19 protein-coding genes are annotated in these 22196 nt (G+C 67.1%); 8 read left to right on the top strand and 11 right to left on the bottom strand.

Features of this window, described 5'->3' with window-relative positions; translation table 11 throughout:
• Positions 1-34: 34 nt before the first annotated feature.
• From recX to ACJ7VY_RS10485, 6 genes are all read right to left on the bottom strand, one after another.
• Entirely contained in the window at positions 35-526 is a 492-nt protein-coding gene (gene recX / locus ACJ7VY_RS10460) for a recombination regulator RecX (RefSeq protein ID WP_409475579.1), read from the bottom strand.
• Positions 527-670: 144 nt separating this feature from the next.
• Entirely contained in the window at positions 671-1705 is a 1035-nt protein-coding gene (recA, locus tag ACJ7VY_RS10465) for a recombinase RecA (RefSeq protein WP_104939106.1), read from the bottom strand.
• Positions 1706-1886: 181 nt separating this feature from the next.
• The gene (gene lexA / locus ACJ7VY_RS10470) at positions 1887-2537 is read right to left on the bottom strand and encodes a transcriptional repressor LexA (RefSeq protein WP_161613625.1); all 651 of its coding nucleotides are present in this window, start codon (positions 2535-2537) and stop codon (positions 1887-1889) included.
• Positions 2538-2635: 98 nt separating this feature from the next.
• A complete protein-coding gene (gene ubiB / locus ACJ7VY_RS10475; RefSeq protein WP_312346437.1) occupies positions 2636-4315 on the bottom strand; it encodes a 2-polyprenylphenol 6-hydroxylase in 1680 nt (559 codons plus the stop codon).
• A gap of 37 nt (positions 4316-4352) precedes the next feature.
• Positions 4353-4850: a CinA family protein gene (locus ACJ7VY_RS10480; protein ID WP_161613623.1), complete on the bottom strand. Its 498-nt coding sequence runs from the start codon at positions 4848-4850 to the stop codon at positions 4353-4355.
• 79 nt (positions 4851-4929) lie between these two features.
• Positions 4930-6510: a transglycosylase SLT domain-containing protein gene (locus ACJ7VY_RS10485; RefSeq protein WP_240211855.1), complete on the bottom strand. Its 1581-nt coding sequence runs from the start codon at positions 6508-6510 to the stop codon at positions 4930-4932.
• 122 nt (positions 6511-6632) lie between these two features.
• Here ACJ7VY_RS10485 and ACJ7VY_RS10490 point away from each other — a divergent pair, with 122 nt between their 5' ends.
• Together ACJ7VY_RS10490 and greB are read left to right on the top strand one after the other, a co-directional pair.
• Complete coding sequence (locus ACJ7VY_RS10490) at positions 6633-8138, top strand: helicase HerA-like domain-containing protein (RefSeq protein WP_409475580.1); 1506 nt, start codon at positions 6633-6635, stop codon at positions 8136-8138.
• Between the two features lie 228 nt (positions 8139-8366).
• Entirely contained in the window at positions 8367-8873 is a 507-nt protein-coding gene (gene greB, locus ACJ7VY_RS10495; RefSeq protein ID WP_104939111.1) for a transcription elongation factor GreB, read from the top strand.
• Between the two features lie 137 nt (positions 8874-9010).
• On the opposite strand, the gene ACJ7VY_RS10500 is transcribed toward greB, so the two are convergent.
• Both ACJ7VY_RS10500 and rimO read right to left on the bottom strand, forming a co-directional pair.
• Entirely contained in the window at positions 9011-9715 is a 705-nt protein-coding gene (locus tag ACJ7VY_RS10500; RefSeq protein ID WP_409475581.1) for a DUF3025 domain-containing protein, read from the bottom strand.
• 149 nt (positions 9716-9864) lie between these two features.
• Positions 9865-11226 carry a 30S ribosomal protein S12 methylthiotransferase RimO gene (rimO, locus tag ACJ7VY_RS10505; protein ID WP_409475582.1) on the bottom strand — a complete coding sequence of 454 codons (1362 nt, stop codon included), beginning with the start codon at positions 11224-11226 and terminating at the stop codon, positions 9865-9867.
• A 141-nt stretch (positions 11227-11367) separates the two neighbouring features.
• Between rimO and ACJ7VY_RS10510 the strand changes: the two genes are divergently transcribed.
• Genes ACJ7VY_RS10510 through ACJ7VY_RS10520 form a run of 3 tightly spaced genes read left to right on the top strand, consistent with a single transcriptional unit; the run spans position 11368 to position 12644 of the window.
• A complete protein-coding gene (locus ACJ7VY_RS10510) occupies positions 11368-12027 on the top strand; it encodes a dienelactone hydrolase family protein (RefSeq protein ID WP_409475583.1) in 660 nt (219 codons plus the stop codon).
• Positions 12024-12446, top strand: a complete 423-nt coding sequence (locus ACJ7VY_RS10515; RefSeq protein ID WP_104939115.1) for an HIT domain-containing protein — start codon at positions 12024-12026, stop codon at positions 12444-12446. Before ACJ7VY_RS10510 ends, ACJ7VY_RS10515 begins: the two co-directional genes overlap by 4 nt.
• Before the next feature lie 30 nt (positions 12447-12476).
• Positions 12477-12644: a LiaI-LiaF-like domain-containing protein gene (locus tag ACJ7VY_RS10520; RefSeq protein WP_162838910.1), complete on the top strand. Its 168-nt coding sequence runs from the start codon at positions 12477-12479 to the stop codon at positions 12642-12644.
• A 72-nt stretch (positions 12645-12716) separates the two neighbouring features.
• On the opposite strand, the gene dcd is transcribed toward ACJ7VY_RS10520, so the two are convergent.
• Positions 12717-13289: a dCTP deaminase gene (dcd, locus tag ACJ7VY_RS10525; protein WP_054666666.1), complete on the bottom strand. Its 573-nt coding sequence runs from the start codon at positions 13287-13289 to the stop codon at positions 12717-12719.
• A gap of 106 nt (positions 13290-13395) precedes the next feature.
• A complete protein-coding gene (gene apbC / locus ACJ7VY_RS10530; protein WP_409475584.1) occupies positions 13396-14256 on the bottom strand; it encodes an iron-sulfur cluster carrier protein ApbC in 861 nt (286 codons plus the stop codon).
• 414 nt (positions 14257-14670) lie between these two features.
• On the opposite strand from apbC, the gene ACJ7VY_RS10535 reads away from it, so the two are divergent.
• The 3 genes from ACJ7VY_RS10535 (at position 14671) to ACJ7VY_RS10545 (ending at position 20562) form a co-directional block, all read left to right on the top strand.
• Positions 14671-17493: a TonB-dependent siderophore receptor gene (locus tag ACJ7VY_RS10535; protein WP_287130771.1), complete on the top strand. Its 2823-nt coding sequence runs from the start codon at positions 14671-14673 to the stop codon at positions 17491-17493.
• A gap of 86 nt (positions 17494-17579) precedes the next feature.
• Positions 17580-19583 carry an alpha/beta hydrolase family protein gene (locus tag ACJ7VY_RS10540; RefSeq protein WP_104939117.1) on the top strand — a complete coding sequence of 668 codons (2004 nt, stop codon included), beginning with the start codon at positions 17580-17582 and terminating at the stop codon, positions 19581-19583.
• Positions 19584-19737: 154 nt separating this feature from the next.
• On the top strand, positions 19738-20562 hold the full coding sequence (locus ACJ7VY_RS10545) for a hypothetical protein (protein ID WP_313253406.1): 825 nt from the start codon (positions 19738-19740) through the stop codon (positions 20560-20562).
• Between the two features lie 25 nt (positions 20563-20587).
• Here the strand turns inward: ACJ7VY_RS10545 and ACJ7VY_RS10550 are convergent, their stop codons facing one another.
• Positions 20588-22192 carry a phytoene desaturase family protein gene (locus ACJ7VY_RS10550; protein WP_409475585.1) on the bottom strand — a complete coding sequence of 535 codons (1605 nt, stop codon included), beginning with the start codon at positions 22190-22192 and terminating at the stop codon, positions 20588-20590.
• Between the last annotated feature and the right edge of the window lie 4 nt (positions 22193-22196).

The following is a 22196-nucleotide window of genomic DNA, read 5'->3' on the forward strand; positions in this document are numbered from 1 at the left end:
CCGAAACCCTGAAAGGGTATCAGGCCCGGTCGCGTCAGTCCTCAGGATCGTAGCGGGTAGCGGCGCGGATGCAGCCGCCGTCGAAGCCGCGCCGGGCCAGCATGTCCGCGGCCTTGCGCCGCTGGGCCAGGTCCAGCGGCCCGTCCGGACCAAAACGGCGGCAGACCAGGTCCCTGGCCAGCGCTGTCCAATCACCCTCGAAGGTAGCCAGTGCGGCCTCGATCGCCTCGCTGTCCAGGCCGTGGGTGCCCAGCTCGGCACGGATGTGCAGGGGGCCGTAGCCGCTGCCGGTGCGGTTGCGCACAAGGGCCTCCGCGAACCGGGTGTCGTCCTGCCAGCCTTCCTCGGCCAGCCGCGCCACCGCGGCGTCCACCGCGTCGGCGTCCACCCCGCGGGCCTTGAGCTTGCGCCCCAACTCCTTGCGCGAATGTTCCCGCCGCACCAGCAGCCCAAGTGCGCGCTGCAGCGGCGTCTGTTCACGTGGCCGCCGGCTGCGGCGGCCCGACTGATCTTCGCTGTCGTTCATTGCGTTACCTGCCATCGCGCGCGTACGGGGCATGCCCCGTACCTACCTGCTGGCAACCCTGCTGCGGAGCATCCCTTTACCTCCATGAAACCGCGGGGACGGGACGACGTCACTGACGATGCGCCGCCCGTCCCCGCGGGAAAATCATTCCTCGTCCGCGTCGTCGCCGGCATCGCGCGCGGCGTCGGCGGGCTGGAATTTCTCGCGCAGCTCGGCCTCCAGCCTGGCTGCCACCTGCGGGTTGTCGCGCAGGTAACCACGGGCGTTGTCCTTGCCCTGGCCGATGCGCTCGTCGCCGTAGCTGTACCATGCGCCGGCCTTCTCCACGAGCTTGGCATCCACGCCCATGTCGATCAGCTCGCCCTCGCGGCTGATGCCTTCGCCGTACAGGATCTCGGTGACCACCTGCTTGAACGGCGGCGCCAGCTTGTTCTTGACCACCTTGATCTTGGTCTGGTTGCCGATGATCTCGTCGCCCTTCTTGATCGAGCCGATGCGGCGGATGTCCAGGCGCACCGAGGCGTAGAACTTCAGCGCGTTGCCACCGGTGGTGGTTTCCGGGCTCTGGCCGGGCATCATCACGCCGATCTTCATGCGCAGCTGGTTGATGAAGATCACCAGGGTGTTGGAGCGCTTGATGTTGCCGGTGAGCTTGCGCAGCGCCTGGCTCATCAGTCGCGCCTGCAGGCCGGGCAGCTGGTCGCCCATCTCGCCTTCGATTTCAGCCTTGGGGGTCAGCGCGGCAACCGAGTCGATCACCAGGATGTCCACCGAGCCCGAACGCACCAGCATGTCGGCGATCTCCAGCGCCTGTTCGCCGGTATCCGGCTGCGACAGCAGCAGGTCGTCCACGTTCACGCCCAGCTTGGCGGCGTAGATCGGGTCCAGCGCATGCTCGGCGTCGATGAAGGCGGCGGTGCCGCCCTGCTTCTGGCATTCGGCGATGGCCTGCAGGGTCAGGGTGGTCTTGCCCGAGGACTCCGGGCCGTAGATCTCGACCACGCGGCCCTTGGGCAGACCGCCGATGCCCAGCGCGATGTCCAGCATCAGCGAACCGGTGGGAATCGCCTCGACGGGCTCGACCACGCGGTCGCCCATGCGCATCACCGACCCCTTGCCGAACTGCTTTTCGATCTGGCCCAGGGCGGCAGCGAGCGCGCGCTTCTTGTTATCGTCCATCGGGGTCTTCCTCGTCGTTGATGTCATGGATTTCGTCATGGGTCCACTGTAGCGGGGGCGTATCGCACAGGCTGAGACGAGTGCGGGCGGCCAGATTATCGGGACGGGAAGGATACCGGCAGCCGCGCCGGCACCTGCCGCCCGTAGGAAAACCATCGCCCCTGCGATGGGAGAAATGCGGTCACCGGTTCGGCCTCAACAGCCCGCAATACAGGCCTTCGATGGCGAAGTCCTGGTCCGGCAGCACCTCGATGGGCGCATAGTCCGGATTACGCGGCAGCAGGCGGATGCGGTCCTTGCCGACCTTGAGCAGCTTGACCGTGATCTCGTCGTCGATGCGCGCCACCACGATCTGCCCGGACCGCGCGTCACGGGTACGGTGCACGCCGATCAGGTCGCCATCGAAGATGCCTTCGTCGATCATCGAATCGCCCTGAACCTTCAGCAGGTAGTCCGGCGCCGGCGAGAAGAACACCTTGTCGAGCACCACGAAATCGTCCGCCCCCGAGCCGATGTCCGCGCCGATCGGCAGACCGGCGGCGACCCGCCCCAGTACCGGCAGGCGCAGCACCGGGTCCTCGGCCATCGCCGCGACCGTCACCGCCGGTTCGTCGTCACCGGCGGGCCGCACCAGGCGGATGCCCCGTGCCCGGCCCGGTACCCGTTCGATGGCGCCGGCCGCTTCCAGTGCATCCAGGTGATATTGCGCAGAGCGCACCCCCTTGAAGCCGAAAGCGCGGGCGATCTCGGTCTGCGAGGGCGGCATGCCCTCGCTGTCGATGCGCTCGGCGATCATCTGCAGGATCGCCTGCTGGGTCTGGGTCAGGTCCATGGTTAGTAGTATTACTACTAACGAAGGCCGTCGCAAGTGCCTGGCGGCCAGGCCACCAGGCGGGCCCCCGGCCCTTGCCGTACGCGGTCGTCGGCCCGCTAGGAGCGCCTGCCGCTGCGCCAGATCGAGAACAGGATCCACACCCCGCACAGCCCGGCGCCGAGGAAACCGGCCACGCCCAGCGCCAGCAGCCAGCGGTTGCTGCCGCTGCCGATGCTGTTCATGACGATGGACGAGCCGATGATCAGCGCGGCGGTGACGATGCCCACGGTCAGGCGGTTGGCAGCGCGGTTGACCTGGTCGCCGAAGCCCTTCAGTCCCGGCGTGTCCACCATCAGGCGCATGCGCCCGCGGCGTGCGGCCTGCAGCAGGCGGCGCATGTCGCGCGGCAGGTCGCCGGCCAGGTCGAGCGCGCCGAGCAGGCTGCGACGGCCACGCCGCAGCACCGCGCGCGGCGCGTAACGGCGGCGCATGATCCGCTCCAGGAACGGGCGCGCGGCGCCGGCCATGTCGAAATCCGGGTCCAGTTGCCGGCCCATGCCTTCCAGGGTCAGGAAGGTTTTGATCATCAGCGCCAGGTCGGCCGGCAGGGTCAGCCCGTACTGGCGCAGCAGTGCGGTCACGTCACCCAGCATCAGGCCGATGCGCAGGTCCTTGAGCGGTACCCCGCGGTACTGGTCGACGAAACTGCCCAGGTCCTGCTGCAGGCGCGATTCGTCGACTTCCACGCCACCGGCCCACTCCAGCAGCACGTCGGTCACCGCCTCGGGATCCTGGGTCACCAGCCCGTGCAGCAGCCTCGCGACCTGGAAGCGGCGCTGCTCGGACAGCCGCCCGACCATGCCGAAATCGATGATGCCGATGCGCCCGTCGCGCAGGTAGAAGATGTTGCCCGGGTGCGGGTCGGCGTGGAAGCAGCCGTCGTCCAGCACCATCTTGAGGATGATCGCCGCGCCGGTATGCGCCAGCGCCACGCGGTCCAGGCCGGCGGCATCGACGGCCTGCAGGTCGCGTCCGGGAATACCGTCGACGAAGTCCTGCACGTTCAGGCTTTCGCAGGTCCATTGCCAGTGCACGCGCGGGATCAGCACTTCCGGATGGCCGGCGAAGTTGCCGGCGATGCGCTCGGCATTGCGGCATTCGGCGGCGAAGTCCATCTCGCGCCGCAGCGACCGGGTGAACTGCTGCACCACTTCCGAAGGCCGGTAGCGGCGCAGGTCTGGCAGGCGCGCCTCGATGATCTCCGCCAGCCGCGCCAGCAGGCGCAGGTCGGCCTCGACCACGTCGCGGATGCCGGGCCGGCGCACCTTCAACACCACCGGGGTGCCGTCGTGCAGCCAGGCCCGGTGTGCCTGCGCCAGCGACGCCGCGGCCATCGGCCGCTGCTCCAGGCGGGCGAAGGCCTGCTCCGGCGGCTCGCCAAGGTCGGCCTCGAGCTGCCCGCGCACCTGGTCGTACGGCAGCGCCGGCACCGCGTTCTGCAGCTCGCTGAACTGGTCGATCCATTCCGGCGGAAACAGGTCCACGCGCGTGGCCAGCACCTGCCCCAGCTTGACGAAGGTCGGGCCGAGTTCCTCCATCGCCCGCCGCACCCGCACCGGCGCGGACATCTGCAGCATCTGGCCGGAATCGTTCCAGTGCAGCAGGCGCCCGGCGCGCTGCAGGACGTCGGCCAGGCCGACGCGGCGGACCACGTCGCCGAAGCCATAACGGATCAGGACCGCGGCGATCTCCTGCAGCCGCCCCAGGTCGCGCACGGTGCCCAGCGCCTCCCACATCAGCCGCGCCCTCCACAGGGGAGCCGCCGGCCAGCCATCACAGCAGGGCCTCCAGCCCCTCCAGCGCGCGCGCCACGGTCTGCCGCCGCACCGCCTCGCGGTCGCCGTCGAAGTGGAAGCGCTCGGCATGGGTGTAACCGCCACGCCGCTTCCAGCCGATCCATACCGTGCCGACCGGCTTGTCGGCGCTGCCGCCGCCGGGCCCGGCGATGCCGGTGACGGCCACGGCGACGCTGGCGCCGGAATGCACCAGCGCACCCGAAACCATCTCGATCACCGTCTCGCGGCTCACCGCGCCCTGGCTTTCCAGCGTCTGCGGACGCACGCCCAGCAGCGCCTGCTTGGCTTCGTAGCTGTAGGCCACCATGCCGCTGTCGAACCAGTCCGAGGAGCCGGCCACGCCGGTCATGGCCTTGGCGATCCAGCCACCGGTGCAGCTCTCGGCGGTGACCACGCGGTCGCGCGCGGCGCGCAGGCGCTCACCGATGCGGGCGGCGAGGCGCTCCAGTTCCAGATCGTCGGGCGTGGTGGCCATGTCGTCGCCTGCGTAAAGGGTTGCCCCGTTGTAACGAAAAACCCGCGGCGGCGAAACCGCCGCCGTGCGCCCGCCGCGTTCAGCGGTCGCAGCCTTCCAGCTTCAGCGCCTGCCCGGGCTTGATCGCATAGGCCGGGGCGCGCAGCCCGTTGGCGCGCGCCAGGGCCGGCAGCTCGCACTGGAAGCGCGCGGCGATGCGGCCCAGGGTGTCGCCCTTGGCGACCTTGTAACTGCGCGCGGCCGGCCGCCGTGCCGGGCGTGCCGGGGCGACTGGCGCGGTGGCGGCAGGCGCGGCCGCCTGCATCGCCTGCACGTCGCCCACCGCCACGTTGCCGGTGTAGCTGGCGGCCTGCGGCCGCTTGATCGCGGCATTCACGTCGGCGGTGATCAATGCCCGCGCCAGGTCCGCGCGCGGCCCGTTCACGCAATGCCGGTTGTACAGCCCGGCGATGCGGGTGGTGGCGTTGATGGTGGTGCCGGCGGGAATCCAGCCATCGGCCTCGTAGCGCGGGTTGAGGTTGCGCAGCACGCGCATGTAGCCGTCGCGGGTACCGGCGCTGCCCAGGCAGATGGTCAGCTCGTAGATCGTGGTGGACCTGGCCAGGCGGATCGTCGCCGGCTGCGCGTTGACCTTGGGGAACTCGACGCCGTACTGCTGCGGGTGCAGGAAGATCCACGCCGCGGCGATCACCATCGGCACGTAGTCCTTGGTCTCGCCCGGGAACTGGTTGTAGATCGAATCGGTCCAGAAGCCCTGCCCGCCGCCCTGGTTGAACACCCGCTGCGCGCGGCCCTCGCCGCCGTTGTAGGCGGCCAGCGCCAGCTCGATGTTGCGGTTGAGCTGGCCCATGCGCTCGTTCATATAGGAGGCGCTGGCCTCGGCGGCGCTGCGCGCGTCGAACCGGGTATCGAAACCGCTGCCGTCCGGGCCGAGGCCGAAGCGGCGGCCGGTGGCCGGCATGAACTGCATCAGCCCCGCCGCGCCGGCGCGCGAGGAGGCGTGCACGCGGCCGTTGGACTCCTTGGCCATGATGCCGAACAGCAGCGCCTCGGGCAGGCCGCGCTTTTCCCACTCCGGCCACATCACCGCGCGCAGGTTCATGTAGTTCTCGTAGCTGGTCAGCAGCGCCGGGCGCATGTCGGTCAGCCAGCGGCGGATGCCGGCCTGGATGGCCGGGTTGTATTCGACCATCTCATCGAAGGCGTGGCGGTGGTCGTTGAGCAGTGCCGCCGCGCGCGCGGCCTCGGGCACGTCGGCGACCAGCGGACCGACGTGGTCGGGATCGGCCTCGAGCGTATCGCCGGCCTCGTCGGCGCTGTCGCCGGCGCTGTCGTCGGCCTGCTTCTTCAGCAGCCGCTTGTAGGTGGACAGCAGGTTGCCCACCTGGCAGCCCTTCTGGCCGATGCAGGCATTGATCACGTCCTCCATGTCCTCCAGCGCGGCATTGCCCTCGGCGGTGCCCTTGGGGTCGGCGTTGGCAACCAGCAGCAGGGCATCCGCATAACGCTTCTCAGCCGCGGCCATGCGCTGTTCGATCGCCTCGACCCGGGCCTTGTCGCGGGCGGACACGCGCTGCGCGTGCGCGGTGGGAATGGCGATCAGCAGCGAGGCGGCGACCAGCAGCGAGCAACGACGGAAGGACGGAACGGAAGCAGGCATCAGCGGCTTTACGGGCGGAAAGGCTGGCAGGGTAGCCGCCGGCCTCGCTGCCCGGCAACCGGAACGGCCAGGCGATACAGTCGGCAGCTAGAATCACCCCCACGAACACCCGGGAGCACTGCATGGACCCCATCCTGATCGGCAAGGGCATCACCGACGACATCGCCGTCACCCTGCTTCCGCGCTTCGGCAACCGCCATGGCCTGGTGGCCGGCGCCACCGGCACCGGCAAGACAGTGACGCTGATGACCCTGGCCGAGGGCTTCTCGCGGCTGGGCGTGCCGGTGTTCCTGGCCGACGTGAAGGGCGACGTGGCCGGCCTGGCCGTGCCCGGCGACGGCGGCGAGAAGCTGGCCCAGCGCGCCGCCGACATCGGCGTGCCCGGCTACGCCCCGGCCGCCAGCCCGGTGGTGTTCTGGGACCTGTACGGCCAGCTCGGCCACCCGGTGCGGACCACGGTCAGCGAGATGGGCCCGACCCTGCTGGCGCGCATCCTGGAGCTCAACGACACCCAGGCCGGGGTGCTCGACATCGTGTTCAAGCTGGCCGACGACCGCGGCCTGCTGCTGCTCGACCTGGACGACCTGCGCGCCCTGCTCAACCTGGTGGCCGAGGAGCGCAAGGACGTGTCCACCGAGTACGGGCTGGTCAGCGCACAGTCGGTGGCGGCGATCCAGCGCGCGCTGCTGCGCCTGTCGCAGGACGGCGGCGAGGGGTTCTTCGGCGAACCGGCGCTGGAACTGGCCGACATCATGCGCGTCAACCACGACGGCCGCGGCGTGATCGGCATCCTCGCCGCGGCGCAGCTGATCCTCAAGCCGCGCCTGTATTCGACCTTCCTGCTGTGGCTGCTGTCCGAACTGTTCGAGAAACTGCCGGAAGTGGGCGACCTGGAGAAGCCGAAGCTGGTCTTCATCTTCGACGAGGCGCACCTGCTGTTCGACGATGCCCCGCCCGCCCTGGTGCAGCGCATCGAGCAGGTGGTGCGGCTGATCCGCTCCAAGGGCGTGGGCGTGTATTTCTGCTCGCAGTTCCCCGATGACGTGCCGGCCAACATCCTTGGCCAGCTCGGCAATCGCGTGCAGCACGCGCTGCGCGCCTTCACTCCGCGCGACCAGAAGGCGGTCAAGACCGCGGCCGAGACCTTCGTCCCGAACCCGAAGCTGGACGTGGTCGCCACGCTGTCGCAGCTGGGCACCGGCGAGGCACTGGTGTCCACCCTGCAGGACAAGGGGGTGCCCGCGCCGGTGCAGAAGACGCTGGTGGCGCCGCCGCGCTGCCGCATGGGCGCGATCACCGACGCCGAGCGCGCCCAGGTCCGCGCCGGCAGCCCGGTCGGCAGCCGCTATGACAGCGCGGTCAACCGCGAATCGGCGGCCGAGATCCTGGCGCGTCGCGCGCAACAGGCCGCCGACCAGGCCAAGGCGCCGGCGGCGCGCACCCGCGAGCAGGACGACAGCCAGGAAGGCGGCTTCGGCCAGGCCATCAAGGACGCCATCTTCGGTACCAGGCGCCGCCAGGGCATGATCGAGACCATGGCCAAACAGACCACGCGCACGGTCGGCACCAAACTGGGCAACCAGATCGTGCGCGGCATCCTCGGTGGGATTTTCGGCGGCAAGCGCTGACCGGTCCCCGCGACCGCCATGGCGTCCGCTGGCCGACGTCGCCGGATGCCTGCGCCACCGCGTGTCACGCCGCGCTCGGCAAGCGCCCCAACCCGGTGCCGTGGCCGCCGCGGGCAGCCCGCCCGGCGTGCCCGCGCTCCATCGACGTGCCGTGACGTCAGCCATTGGTTGGCCTGGCGCACGCGTGCGCGGCTACCATGCGCCGCGTCTTCCCGATGTTCCGTCGCAATGAGCCGCTGGCGTCCCCCTGCAGAAAAGAGCACTGCCCTGATCACCGCCCAGGGCCATGCGCGGCTGAAGGCCGAGCTGGATGAACTGTGGCGGCAGCGGCGACCCGAGGTGGTCAAGGCGCTGGCCGCCGCCGCGGCCGAAGGCGACCGATCGGAGAACGCCGAATACACCTACCGCAAGAAGCAGCTGGGCGAGATCGACCGCCGCGTGCGCTATTTGAGCAAGCGCCTGCAAGCGCTGCGCGTGGTCGACACCCGCCCCAGCGACCCCGATGCGGTGTTCTTCGGCGCCACGGTGGAACTGGAGAACGTCCAGTCCGGCCAGGTCCACGTCTACCGCATCGTCGGCCCGGATGAAACCGATGCGACCGCCGGCTGGATCAGCATCGATTCGCCGCTGGCCCGCGCGCTGCTGAAAAAGCGCATCGACGACGAATTCGAGGTGGAACTGCCGGGCGGACGGCAGGGGTTCGCCATCATCGGCATCGACTACGCCGCCGGGTGATGCCCCACGGCGACGGGTGCGAGCCGCCCCCCCCCCGCCTGCGGCTTCGCGCCGGCCAGGCCGCCGGGCCGGCAAGTCGGCACGGCATCCCGCGCAAAGCGGGACGCACCGGTCATGGCCGGCGAACCCGGACCGCGTCAGCGCAGCGGCGCGGGGTATGTGCGCCCTTCGCGCAACGGCCGGAAATAGCCGGCTTCGGCGTAGAAGGCATCGTCCTGCCGCGGCTGCCAGCCGGGCACGCCGGCCAGCGGCAGCGGGCGCAGCTGCAACGGATCGTCGAGGATCTCGCCGGCTGCCAGCGCCCCGGCCACGCGCGCCACGCAGGCCGCATCGTCCGCGCCGTGCACCACCACGCAGCGCCCGACCAGGCGCCGCCCCGGCACCAGTGCCTGCTCCATCAGCGCGTGCCCGATCACCGCGGCCACGCCGATGCCACCGTCCTGCCAGCGCGCGGCCTGCGCGGCGAACAGCGCAGGCCACTGATGGCCATCCCACAACCGCAGCAGCCCCGGATCGGCAATGCGCACGATCACCCCGCATTCGTCGAACTGGGTCAGCGCCTGCTGCGCGCGGTTGCGCCGCTGCGGCCCCATCGCGGCGACATGCAGGCACTGGCGCGCGTTGAGCGCCGACTTGATCGCCGGGTAACGTGCCCAGACCAGTGCGTTGAACAGGTCGTGCCAGTTCTCCGGGCGGGTGGCGATGCGCCCCCGCGTGGCGATGCGCGTTTCGTAGTGCAGGCCATCGGCCAGCAGCGCCTCGTCCTGCACGACGAAGCGCGGCCCGTGCGCCGGCAACAAAGCGTTGAGTGCGTCGATCCCGGGCCACCCTGCGGCGGTCATCCATCCGCGATGGGCGGCATATCCATCGAACAGCGGATGCCGGAAGCACGCCGGATCGACCTGCGCACGCGACGGCGCGATGAAACGGCGCCGCCCGGGTGCAGCGCAAGCGCCGTCCGCGCCACCGCCCCCGCCTCCCGGCTGGCCGGTCACAGCACCTTGAGATCGAACGGCGTCGTGGCGGGTTTGACCCGGGCGTCGCCGAACAGGTCATGCTCGTCGCTGTCGGTGATCTCCACGTCGACGAAATCGCCCACGCGCAGCCCCGCCGCGTCGGCATTCTGGATATGCACCAGGCCGTCGATCTCCGGCGCGTCCGCCCGGGAGCGCGCCACCGCGATGCCGTCCTCGATGGCGTCCACCAGGCATTGGTGCACGCTGCCGACCTTCGCTTCCAGCCTGGCCGCGGAGATGGCGGCCTGCTTTTCCATGAAGCGCGCCAGGCGCTCCTGCTTGACGCCTTCCGGCACCGGGTCGGGCAGCTCGTTGGCGGTGGCGCCTTCCACCGGCGAATAGGCGAATGCACCGACGCGGTCGAGCTGGGCGGCGTCGAGGAACTCGAGCAGCTGCTCGAACTCGGCTTCCGTCTCGCCCGGGAAACCGACGATGAAGGTCGAACGCACGGTGATGTCCGGGCAGATCTGGCGCCAGCGCAGCACCCGCTCCAGGGTCTTGTCGACCGCGCCCGGGCGCTTCATCAGCTTGAGGATGCGCGGACTGGCGTGCTGGAACGGGATGTCCAGGTACGGCAGGATGCGGCCGTCGGCCATCAGCGGCACGACATCGTCCACGTGCGGATACGGGTAGACGTAGTGCAGGCGGGTCCACGCGTCCAGCTCGGACAGGCCCTCGCACAGCGCCTTCATGCGCGTGGCGTATTCCCTGCCGCGCCAGGTGCCCGGCGCGTACCGGCGGTCCACGCCGTAGGCCGAGGTGTCCTGCGACACCACCAGCAGTTCGCGCACGCCGCCCTTCACCAGCCGCTCGGCCTCGCGCAGCACGTCCTCCACCGGGCGCGAGACCAGGTCGCCGCGCATCGACGGGATGATGCAGAAGCTGCAGCGGTGGTTGCAGCCTTCGGAAATCTTCAGGTACGCATAGTGGCGCGGGGTCAGCTTGATGCCGTAGTCCGGCACCAGGTCCACGAACGGGTCGTGCCTGGGCGGCAGCGCGGCATGCACCGCATCCATCACGCTGGCGTAGTCCTGCGGCCCGGACACCGACAGCACGTCCGGGTACTGCTCGCGGATCATCTCCGACTTCTTGCCCAGGCAGCCGGTGACGATGACCTTGCCGTTCTCGTTCATCGCCTCGCCGATGGCATCGAGCGACTCGGCCACGGCCGAATCGATGAAGCCGCAGGTGTTGACCACCACCACGTCGGCCGCGTCGTAGGACGGCACGATGTCGTAGCCCTCCACCCGCAACTGGGTGAGGATGCGCTCGGAATCGACGAGGGCCTTCGGGCAGCCAAGGCTGACGAAGCCGACTTTGGGGTTCAGCTGGGACATGGGGTCTGGCGGTTCTGGAAGGCCGGGGCCGGAATGGCCGCGGGGCCGTGAGGGCGGCGATTATACCGGCCGGATGCCGGCGCTACCCGGCAGTGGCCTTAACATCGGCGGGAATCATTCCCCCGCGCCACGGAGCCCTCCATGAACCACTGGATCACCCTCGCAACCGCCCATGGCCCGGTACGCGCCTGGCAGGCCCTGCCCGACGGCCCCGCGCGCGCGGGGCTGGTGGTGATCCAGGAGATCTTCGGCGCCAATGCCCATATCCGCCATGTCGCCGAGCAGTACGCTGGCGAGGGCTACGCGGTGCTGGCCCCCTCCTTCTTCGACCCGATCGAACCGGGGCTGGAGCTGGACTACGACGCCGCCGGCACCGCCCGCGGCAGGGCGCTGGTGGACGCGCTTGGCGTGGACCGCGCCGTCGATATCGTGGATGCCGCCGCGCACGCCCTGGCCGGGCACGGCAAGGTCGGGACCGTGGGCTACTGCTGGGGCGGCACCATCGCCCTGCTCGCCGCGCAGCGGCTGGGCCTGCCCTCGGCCAGCTATTACGGCGCACGCAACGTGCCGTTCCTGGATGCGCCGTTCAAGGCCCCGGCGATCTTCCATTTCGGCGCGCAGGACCCCTCGATCCCGGCGGCCGCCGTTGCAGCGCACCGTGAAAAGCAACCGTCGATGCAGGTATACGTGTACCCGGCCGACCACGCCTTCAACCGCGAGGTCGGCGCGCACTACCACGCTCCGAGCGCCGCGCTGGCGCGCGAACGCACCCTGGCCTTCCTCAGCGAGAACCTGCGATGACCGACGTTGTGACGTCCGATTTCGAGCTTGACACCCGCCTTGCCGCCGACAGCGTGCTGATCGCCGACGGCCCGCTGTCCCAGATCCGGCTGATGAACGACGACCGCTTCCCCTGGGTCGTGCTGGTGCCGCGCGTCGCCGGCGCCAGCGAGTGGATCGACCTGGACGGCAACCAGCAGCGGCTGCTGCTGGCCGAGATCAACCAGGTCTCCCGCCACCTGAAGCAGAAGCCCAACGTCACCAAGCTCAACATCGGCGCGCTCGGCAACATCGTGCCGCAGCTGCACATCCACCTGGTCGGCCGCCATGAGGGCGATGCCGCCTGGCCCGGACCGGTCTGGGGCAGCGGCCCGGCGCAGCGCTTCGACCCGGGGGTGCTGGCCGAGCGTGTCGAAATCTGGCGCCAGCGGCTACGATAGCCACCACTTCAATCAAGGACCCGCAAGTCGATGCGCTCCAACCTGATCGCCGCCCTGATCCTGATCGTCGTCGGCCTGTTCTTCCTGGCCAAGAACCTGGGCTGGATCAACGGCAACATCGGCTCGATGCTGGCCACCTGGTGGCCGGCCATCCTGGTGGCCGTGGGCATCGGCATGCTGTTCGGGCGCGGCAAGTAGGCCCGGGCCGCCGGCGCAAACACGAAGGGCGCGGAATTCCGCGCCCTTTTCGTCTGCCGCGGAACCCGCCGCTCAGGTACGCGGCAGGGTCACCCCGGTCTGGCCCTGGTACTTGCCGCCGCGATCGCGGTAGGACGTCTCGCAGACATCGTCCTTGTCGGCCTGGAAGAACAGCATCTGCGCCACGCCCTCGTTGGCATAGATGCGTGCCGGCAGCGGCGTGGTGTTGGAGAACTCCAGGGTCACGTGGCCTTCCCACTCCGGCTCCAGCGGGGTCACGTTGACGATGATCCCGCAGCGCGCATAGGTGCTCTTGCCCAGGCACACCACCAGCGTATCGCGCGGGATGCGGAAGTACTCCACCGTGCGCGCCAGCGCGAACGAGTTCGGCGGGATGATGCACTCGTCGGCCTCGATGTCGACGAAACTCTTCGGGTCGAAGTGTTTGGGGTCGACGATGGTCGAGTTGATGTTGGTGAACACCTTGAATTCGCGCGAACAGCGCACGTCATAGCCGTAGCTGGAGGTGCCGTAGCTGACGATGCGCTGGCCATCAAGCTGCTTGACCTGCCCGGCTTCGTACGGCTCGATCATGCCGTGCTGCTCGGACATGCGGCGGATCCAGCGGTCACTCTTGATGCTCATTCGACGTTCCTGGTGGCGATGGAACCCGGCCCGCGGGCCGGAGGGAGGGCGATTCTAGCCCAAGCCCGGCGCCTGGCATGGCGCCCGGGTGGTAGCGGCCGCCGGCTCAGACCAGCGAGGAAACGATGGGAATGCCCGCCCGCGGGCGCTTGCCCAGCTCCTCGACCATGCGCCGCGCCGCGGCCACATAGGCTTTGGCGGCCGCCGAATCAGGCGCCGCCGCCACGATCGGCGTGCCGGCGTCGCCCTGCTCGCGGATGCCGATCTCCAGCGGCAGCGAGCCCAGCAGCGGCACCCCGTACTGGGCGGCCATGCGCTGGCCGCCGCCTGCGCCGAACAGGTGCTCGACGTGGCCGCAGCTGGAGCAGGTATGCACCGCCATGTTCTCGATGATGCCCAGCACCGGCACTTCGACCTTCTCGAACATCTTCAGCGCCTTGCGCGCGTCCAGGGTGGCGATGTCCTGCGGCGTGGTCACGATCACCGCGCCGGCCACCGGGATCTTCTGCGCCAGGGTCAGCTGGATGTCGCCGGTGCCCGGCGGCAGGTCGACTAGCAGGTAGTCCAGATCGTCCCAGCGGGTGTCGTTGAACAGCTGGGTCAGCGCCGACGTGGCCATCGGCCCGCGCCAGATCATCGGCGAGTCCTGATCGACCAGGAACCCGATCGACATGGTCTCCACCCCGAACGCCCGCATCGGCTCGATCGACTTGTTGTCCGGGCTCTCCGGGCGCCCGCTGAGCCCCAGCATCGCCGGCATGCTGGGCCCGTAGATGTCAGCATCCAGCACCCCCACCCGCGCGCCCAGTTGCTGCAGCGCCACAGCCAGGTTCACCGCCGTCGTCGACTTGCCGACCCCGCCCTTGCCGGAACCCACGGCGATGACGTTGCGGATGCGGGGATGGGGCGAAAGTCCCTTCTGGACGCGGTGAATGCTCGTCGACAGGGCGGCTTTCTGCGAGGCCATGCTAGTAATTCCTGATCAGATAAACCCGCAGATGATGCTTCATAGAAGAGCTCCAGGGTAGCGGCAGGCCAGGCGCCCCATTCCTTTGATGGCCCGATGCAGCGGCGCCAGACCCTGCATCACGTGCGGCACTCCGACGACTTGAGTTCTGGGCCACCACGCAGTTGCGCTTCCATAGGACATCCAGTGCGCTCGGATCTTCAATGAGACCTGACCACCGTCGTCGAGCCAGAAGTTTGCCGGATCACGCACTTATGACCATGAACTGAATGGTTGACATGCAAAATTAACCATGTGTTAATTCGAAGTTATCGGCACATGAATTTTTTGCGACGTGATTCCAGACCGCGAGGAGAGTGAAGCACGGACTGCCGATCCGGCTTTCACCTCGCACACTGCACCCAGGGGCAACCGATGATCAACCGCTTCTCACTCAGCCGTCACCCGCTGTCGTTCGCGCTCGCCAGTGCCATGCTAGTCACTGCAGTAGCGCCGGCTCATGCTCAGGAAGCTGAACTCCAGCCCGGCCATGAGGTGAGCAACAAGAATGCAACCAATCTGGACAAGGTCACAGTCACCGGCTCCCGCATCAAGCGCGCAGAGGTCGAGGGTCCAGCACCGGTAACAGTGATTTCCTCCGCTCAGATCGAGCGCGAAGGCTTCACTACCGTCTTCGATGCGCTCAACACCCTGACCCAGGCCAGCGGATCCACCCAGAATGAGATTTTCCAGGGTGGCTTCACGCCGAATGCCAGCGTGATCAACCTCCGCGGCCTCGGCCCGGGCCGCACCCTGCTGCTGATCAATGGCCGTCGTGCCGCCGACTACCCACTGCCCTACAACGGGCAGAGCAACTTCGCCAACTTCGGCAATATCCCCGCCGCCGCAGTCGAGCGTATCGAACTGCTGGCAGGCGGCGCTTCGGCGATTTACGGCTCCGACGCCGTTGCCGGCGTGGTCAACATCGTTCTCAAAACGAACTTCGAAGGCGATCTGCTCAAGGTCAAGGGCTCCACCACCACCGATGGCGGCCGAGATCGCGCCGACCTGCAGTGGATTGGCGGAAAGACGGGCGACAAGTGGAGCGTCACTTATGCCGTCGAGTATTTCAACTCCGAGCCGCTGCATGCGTTCCAGCGTGACTTCATGGACTCGCTGCTGGACAACCCGCTGCCACCGGACTACGTGGGCATCCAGCCAACCGGAACCATGCGCGTCCGCGACCGCACCAAGAGCGCGAACAGCTATATCGCGCCGCCCCCGGGGGCGTGCGAGCAGTTTGGCGACGAGTGGGTTCGCCACAACTATCGCTCCGCTAATGCAGCCGGCGTGATCACCAACCTTGGCCAGGCTTGCGGCAGCTACAAGGATGTGGGTTACCAGACGATCAGCAATGGCAACAACGACATGTCGGCCTACCTGTACGGCACGTTCGATTTCGACAGCGGGGTCCAGGCATGGGCAAGCCTGCAGACTTACTGGTCGCGCGCCAAGTACACCGGTGGCACCCAGTTCTGGGGTGGCCCCACTGTCGGTGGCCTCTGGTACGACCAGGGCCTTGGCACCATCGTCGACGCGCAGCGCGTCTTCACACCGCAGGAAGCCGGCGGCGTGGACAAGCTGATGAGCAAGAACGACGAGAAGTCCTACGATTTTGCCGTCGGCTTCAAGGGGAACTTCGGTGAACGCTTCGACTGGGATGCCACCCTGTCCCGCGCGGAGTACCGCATCAAGGTCGAAACTCCGCGCCTTATCGCCTCGAAGATCAACGACTGGTTCCTCGGCCAGCGTATTGGCACGCGCAACGGCTACGCGATCTATGATCTGAATGAATCCCGCTACTACAGTGCGCTGACGCCTGAGCAGTTCGCGTCGATGAGCACCGTCATCAAGACGGATGCAAAGTCGTACGTGAACCAGGGCAACTTCGTGGTTTCCGGTGATCTCTTCGAACTGCCTGCGGGTCCGCTCGGCTTCGCAGCCGTGGTGGAAGCATCCCAGCAAGAGTACGAGCTGAACGAAGATCCGCGTATCCTGCCGGACTATACCGGTGCCGATCGCCCCTACAACCGCACGGGCACGGGCGGCGGCGGCAAGCGTGACCGTTACGCGACGGGTGTCGAGCTGTCTGTTCCGATCTTCGACAGCCTGAAGGCCAGCATCGCCGGCCGTCTTGACAAGTACGACGACATCACGGCGGTGGATGACGCCCGCACCTGGAACGCAGGCCTCGAATGGCGTCCGTTCTCGAACCTGCTGGTGCGCGGCTCCTACGCGACCAGCTTCCGCGCCCCGGACATGCACTACGTATTCGCAGAGCGCAGCGGCTCGTACAGCAGCATTCTCGACGTGCGCCGCTGCCTTGAAAGTGGCCGCGTGGCGTCGCAGTGCCCGACCTCGGATACGACCACCAACTACACTGCGTTCGGCGTCCGCCAGGGCACCAAGGATCTGCGTGAAGAGACCGGCAAGTCGTGGACGGCCGGCTTCGTGTGGGACATCATTGACGGCCTGTCGATCAGCGCCGACTACTACCACATCGAGTTGGAGGACGTGGTCTCCGACATCACTTCCGCCTATATCCTGGAAGGGGAAGCGGGCTGCATCACCGGCAAGACCCGCAATGGCCAGCCGTTCACCCTGGGCACCTTGGGTTCCGCATTCTGTAACGACATGCTGTCGCGTGTTTCCCGCCTGAGCGCTCCGGGCACGCCGAACGATGGTCAGATCACGGAGATCCGCCGTGGCCCGATCAACCGCGCGGTCCTCGGCACCAAGGGTATCGACGCGACCCTGGACTACAGGCTGGACACCGACCGACTGGGTGACTTCCGCGTCCAGGTGGGCTGGTCGCACACCCTGGGCCAGACCTCCGCGCAGTTCAAGACCGACCCGGTCCTGGACTACCGCGATGACCTGGGTAACTTCGATTTCCGTAGCCGTATCCGTGCAACCGGTACCTGGCAGCGTAATGACTGGCAGGCGGCATTGTTCATGATCCGCTATGGCAGCCTGCCCAATTGGCAGGAAACCGGCCGCATCGCCCCCTATTTCATCTGGAACGGCAGTGTCGGCAAGAAGATCACTGACAAGGCACAGGTGAACCTGTACGTCAACAACATGTTCGACAACCATCACCCGAGGGACGACGGCTTCAACTCTTACCCGTACTTCTGGCGCGCCTTTGATGCAGTTGGACGTGAGGTTGCGGTCGAGTTCCAGTACCGCTTCCGTTGATTGAACACGTGATGTAAACCGAATGGCCCGGGTACTCCCGGGCCATTCTGTTGATGCGCAAGCCGATATCAGACAAGGAAATCCAGATGAAATCATGCCTGCCAGCAGCCATTCTGCTCACACTTTCCATCTCTGCCGCCTCTGCGGCGCCGGTGCAGTCGCCCCCGTCAATCCGCGACTTTGTCGCGCACTCCGCCTACGGTACCGCCAAGATTTCGCCGGATGGGCGCTATATCGCCATCACCATGGATCGCGGTGAACAGGACGTACTGGCCGTACTGCGGACTTCCGACCTCAAGATCGTCAAGGTCAACCAGCTCCCCGACCAGAAAAGCGTTGGCAGTTTCTACTGGACGAGCCCGGAACGCCTGATGTTCAACGCTGTCAAGAAGATGGGCGGTTATGCGGCTCCCTTTTCGACCGGAGAATGGTTTGCCGTGAACGCAGATGGCTCGCAGCCGCGGCCACTCATTTTCTACGGCACCCGTGATGCCACCCAACGGGCAAAGACCGTCGGCGCAGAGCGTTTCAGTCTGCTTGATACGCTGAAAGACGACGATCAGAACGTGATCATGCAAGTGACCAGCGCCCGTTCCTCCGAGGGCGTCGGCACCGAAATCGTCAGGATGGATACTTTGAGTGGTCGGCGTACCAGCCTGGCGCGCGCACCAAAGGAGAACTGCAACATCACCCTGGATTCCGCCAAGCAACCGCAGTTCGCAGTCTGCTCCACCAGCAAGGGTGACGATGGCGAGTACGATGAGCGAACCGAGCTCTACCGGCGGGATGCGGGCAACTGGACCCTGATCAACTCATCCCAATCGGACGGCAACCATCTGGATATCGTGCGGGCAACCACGAACGGCACGATCTATGCAAGTCGCGATGACGGACGGCGGCCAGCCGCGATAGGCACGCTGGATCCCTCGACAGGAAAGTTCACGACGCTTCACCAGGATCCCGTCGCCGAGGTCTCCGACATGATCTGGTCAACGGATGAAACAACGCTCATTGGCGTGGTCACCGAGGCCGGGGCCCCCAAGGTCACACTCACCAATGAAGATCATCCGGATGCACAGCTTTATCTGTCGCTGGCGAATGCGTTCGAAGGGCAGATGGTCGACTTCTCCAACGCCACTGCCGATGGCAAGAAGATCATCGTCAACGTTTACAGCGATACCAACCCATCCGAGCTGTATCTGTTCGATCGTGAAAGCGGCAAGGCGCGGTTTCTGATGAAGCAGAGGCCGCAGCTGGCGTCGGCCCGGCTCGCCTCGGTGAAGCCTTTCTCGTTCACCTCTCGTGACGGAAAGCTCATCCATGCATTCCTCACCCTACCGCACGGCAGTGATGGCAAGAATCTTCCACTGATCGTGAATCCACACGGCGGCCCCATCGGCCCGCGCGACCGCTGGGGTTTCAATCCGGAAACACAATTGTTTGCCAGCAGGGGCTATGCGACGCTGCAGGTCAACTACCGAGGCTCTGGTGGGTATGGCAAGGAATTTCAGGATGCAGGCCACCAGCAATGGAGCCAAGGAATCCAGAACGACATACTCGACGCGACGCACTGGGTGATCGACAACGGCTACGCCAACAAGGATCGCATCTGTATATACGGCGGCAGCTTCGGCGGCTATTCCGCACTGATGGCACCCATCAGAGAGCCCGGCCTGTTCAAATGCACGTTCGGATATGTGGGTGTCTATGACATCGACATGATGTTCAAGAAGGGCGACATACCCGAGCGGGACTCGGGTCGTCGCTTCCTGCGGCGTACGCATGGGACCGATTCCAAGCTGTGGGCGGAGAGCTCACCCGCACGCCGGGCTGACGAAGTGAAGATCCCGGTGTATCTCGCCGCTGGTGCCCGTGACGTACGCACTCCGCCAGAGCAGACGGAACTGATGAACAAGGCTCTGATCGCAGCAGGCAACAAACCGGAAGGCATGATCATCCAGTCCGGCGAAATGCATGGCTTCTACGGCGAGGACGCACGCGTCAACCTGTACACGGAGATGCTGGGCTTCTTCCAGCGTCATATCGGCGATGGCAAGGTCGATGTCGGCCAACCGACCAACGCGGACTGACGCGGGCGTGGTAAACGCGCCCGGAGAATGGCGGTGCCACGAGCGACGGGGGGCGTTTCGCGCCCCCCGTCGCCGCAATGACTTTTGACCGTTCCACGGCACCTGCCAGCCAGTCGAACATTGCTTCATGGCAGGGACAGCAGAAAGCAGACATATGACGCTTAAAGGCACACTCACCAGGGCATTTATCTTATTGGCCCTGTCGAGCGCTTGGACTCCCGCTGTCGCGCGCGAGGCAGTCGGTACGCTTCCGGCCGATCCTGTACAGGATCCACTGATGGTCACATCCGGCTTCCTCAATGGACACCCGGACTTGCGCTTTCGAATGCTTGGCATTGAAAAATACAAGTCGGGTGAGCACAAAAAGGCGCTGCGATACTTCCAGAATGCTGCCTTCTACGGGGACAAGCCGTCACAAGGCATGGTCGCGGAGATGTTATGGACCGGCACCGGCACCGAGCGCGACCGGGCGCGGGCCTATGCCTGGATGGATCTCGCAGCAGAGCGTGGCTACGAGGGTTTTGCGGGGATGCGCGAGCGGTACTGGACTGACCTGTCAGAAGACGAGCGTGCACAGGCGCTTGAGGTAGGGCAGGAGGTCTATGCCCGTTACGGTGACGCGGCGGCGTTGCCGCGTATTGCCTCCAAGCTACGCAGAGAGCGCAGGAGCCTTACCGGCAGCAGGACCGGTTTTAGCGGGAACGTACGCATCATCATTCCCACGGCCGTGGGCAGTACCGAAATTGATGGTTCGAAGTTCTATGACGAACGCTATTGGGATCCTGCCAAGTACCAGGCATGGCAGGATTCGTCATGGATGAAGCCGCGCATCGCCACCGTAAACGTCGGCTCCGCGCAACAGCTGCCTGCCGACAAGCAGCCGTCACGCATACCGCCGGTGGCGCCGCTTCTGGACGCTCCAGAACCGGACGCAGACGATGAGATGCCCCGTATTGAAGGCCTCCGTGACAGTCCCTGACAACGCCGGACCTGCTCCGTCGTCGTCAAACGCGGTCCTTTAGTATCTCCCGCGCCGCATTATGCCCCGGCGCCCCGGTCACGCCGCCGCCGGGATGGGTGCCGGAACCGCACAGGTACAGCCCGGGGATCGCGCCGCGGTAGTTGGCCTGGCCCAGCATCGGCCTCGCGCTGAACAGCTGGTTGAGGCTCAGCGCGCCGTGGAAGATGTCGCCACCCACCAGGCCGAAGGTGCGTTCCAGGTCCAGCGGGCTGAGGATTTGCCGGCCCAGCACCGAGGCGGCGAAGCCGGGGGCGTGGCGCTCGACGGTGGCGATCATCAGGTCGGCCACCTCCTCGCGGTGGTCGTCCCAGCTGCGCCCGTCCGGCAGCTGCGGTGCCACGTGCTGGCAGAACAGGCTGGCGACGTGCTGGCCCGGCGGCGCCAGCGAATCGTCCAGCGTGCTGGGAATGAGCATCTCCACCACCGGCTCGCGCGACCAGCCGTGGCGGCGCGCGTCCTGCCAGGCACGGTCCATGTAGTCCAGGCTCGGGGCGATGATGATGCCGGCGGTGAGATGGTCGCCCTGCCCCGGCAGCACGCTGAAATCGGGCAGCCGCGACAGCGCCACGTTCATGCGGAACGTGCCCGAACCGCAGCGCCAGTTCGCCATCCGCTCGCGGGTGGCCGGCGGCACGTCCGCCGGTTCCAGCAACCGCTCGTACAGCAGTTTTGGATTCACGTTGGCGACCACCGCGCGGGCGCGGATCACCTCGCCGCCGGCGGTCACCACGCCGGTCGCCCGCCCTCCTTCCACCAGCACCCGCTCCACGCCGGCGCCGGTGCGGATCACTGCGCCGGCCTCGATCGCCGAACGTGCCATCGCCTGGGTGATGGCGCCCATGCCGCCGATGGCATGGCCCCAGGCGCCCTTGACCCCGTTGCTCTGCCCGAACACGTGGTGCAGCAGCACGTAGGCGGTGCCCGGCGCATACGGGCTGGCGTAGTTGCCGACGATGCCGTCGAAGCCGAACAGCGCCTTGATCGGTTCGCTTTCGAACCAGCGGTCCAGGTATTCGGCCGCGGACAGGGTGAACAGGTCCAGCAACTCCTGTTTCAAGGCGATGTCCAGGCCCTGCAGGCGCCGCCCCAGCTGGCCGGCCTTCCACAGTTCCGGCAGCGCATGCAGCCAGCCGCCGCCGGTCACGTTCGGCGGCGGCTGCAGCGCCACCGCGCGCAGCACGTCGGCGAAGATCTCCAGGCGCTGCTCGTAGGCCGGCAGGCGTTCGGCATCGCGGGCGGAGAACTTCGCCACTTCCAGGCCGGTGCGCCCGCCGCCGGCCAGCAGGTAGCGGCCGCCGGGCAGTGGCAGGAAATTGTTGATCCGCCGCGGCACCACGCGCAGGCCATGGCGCTCGAGCTGCAGGTCCTCGATCACCCGCGGCTGCAGCAGCGACACCGTGTAGGACGCCACCGAATTGCGGAAGCCGGGATGGAATTCCTCGGTGACCGCGGCGCCGCCGACCACCTCGCGCCGCTCCAGCACCAGTACCCGTTTGCCGGCCCTGGCCAGGTAGGCCGCGCACACCAGTCCGTTGTGGCCGCCGCCGACCAGGACCGCATCCCACTGCCGCGAAGCGTTGTCTGTCATCCGC

Origin of the sequence: Stenotrophomonas sp. Y-13, assembly GCF_046267925.1 — a bacterium.
GTDB lineage: Bacteria > Pseudomonadota > Gammaproteobacteria > Xanthomonadales > Xanthomonadaceae > Stenotrophomonas > Stenotrophomonas acidaminiphila_A.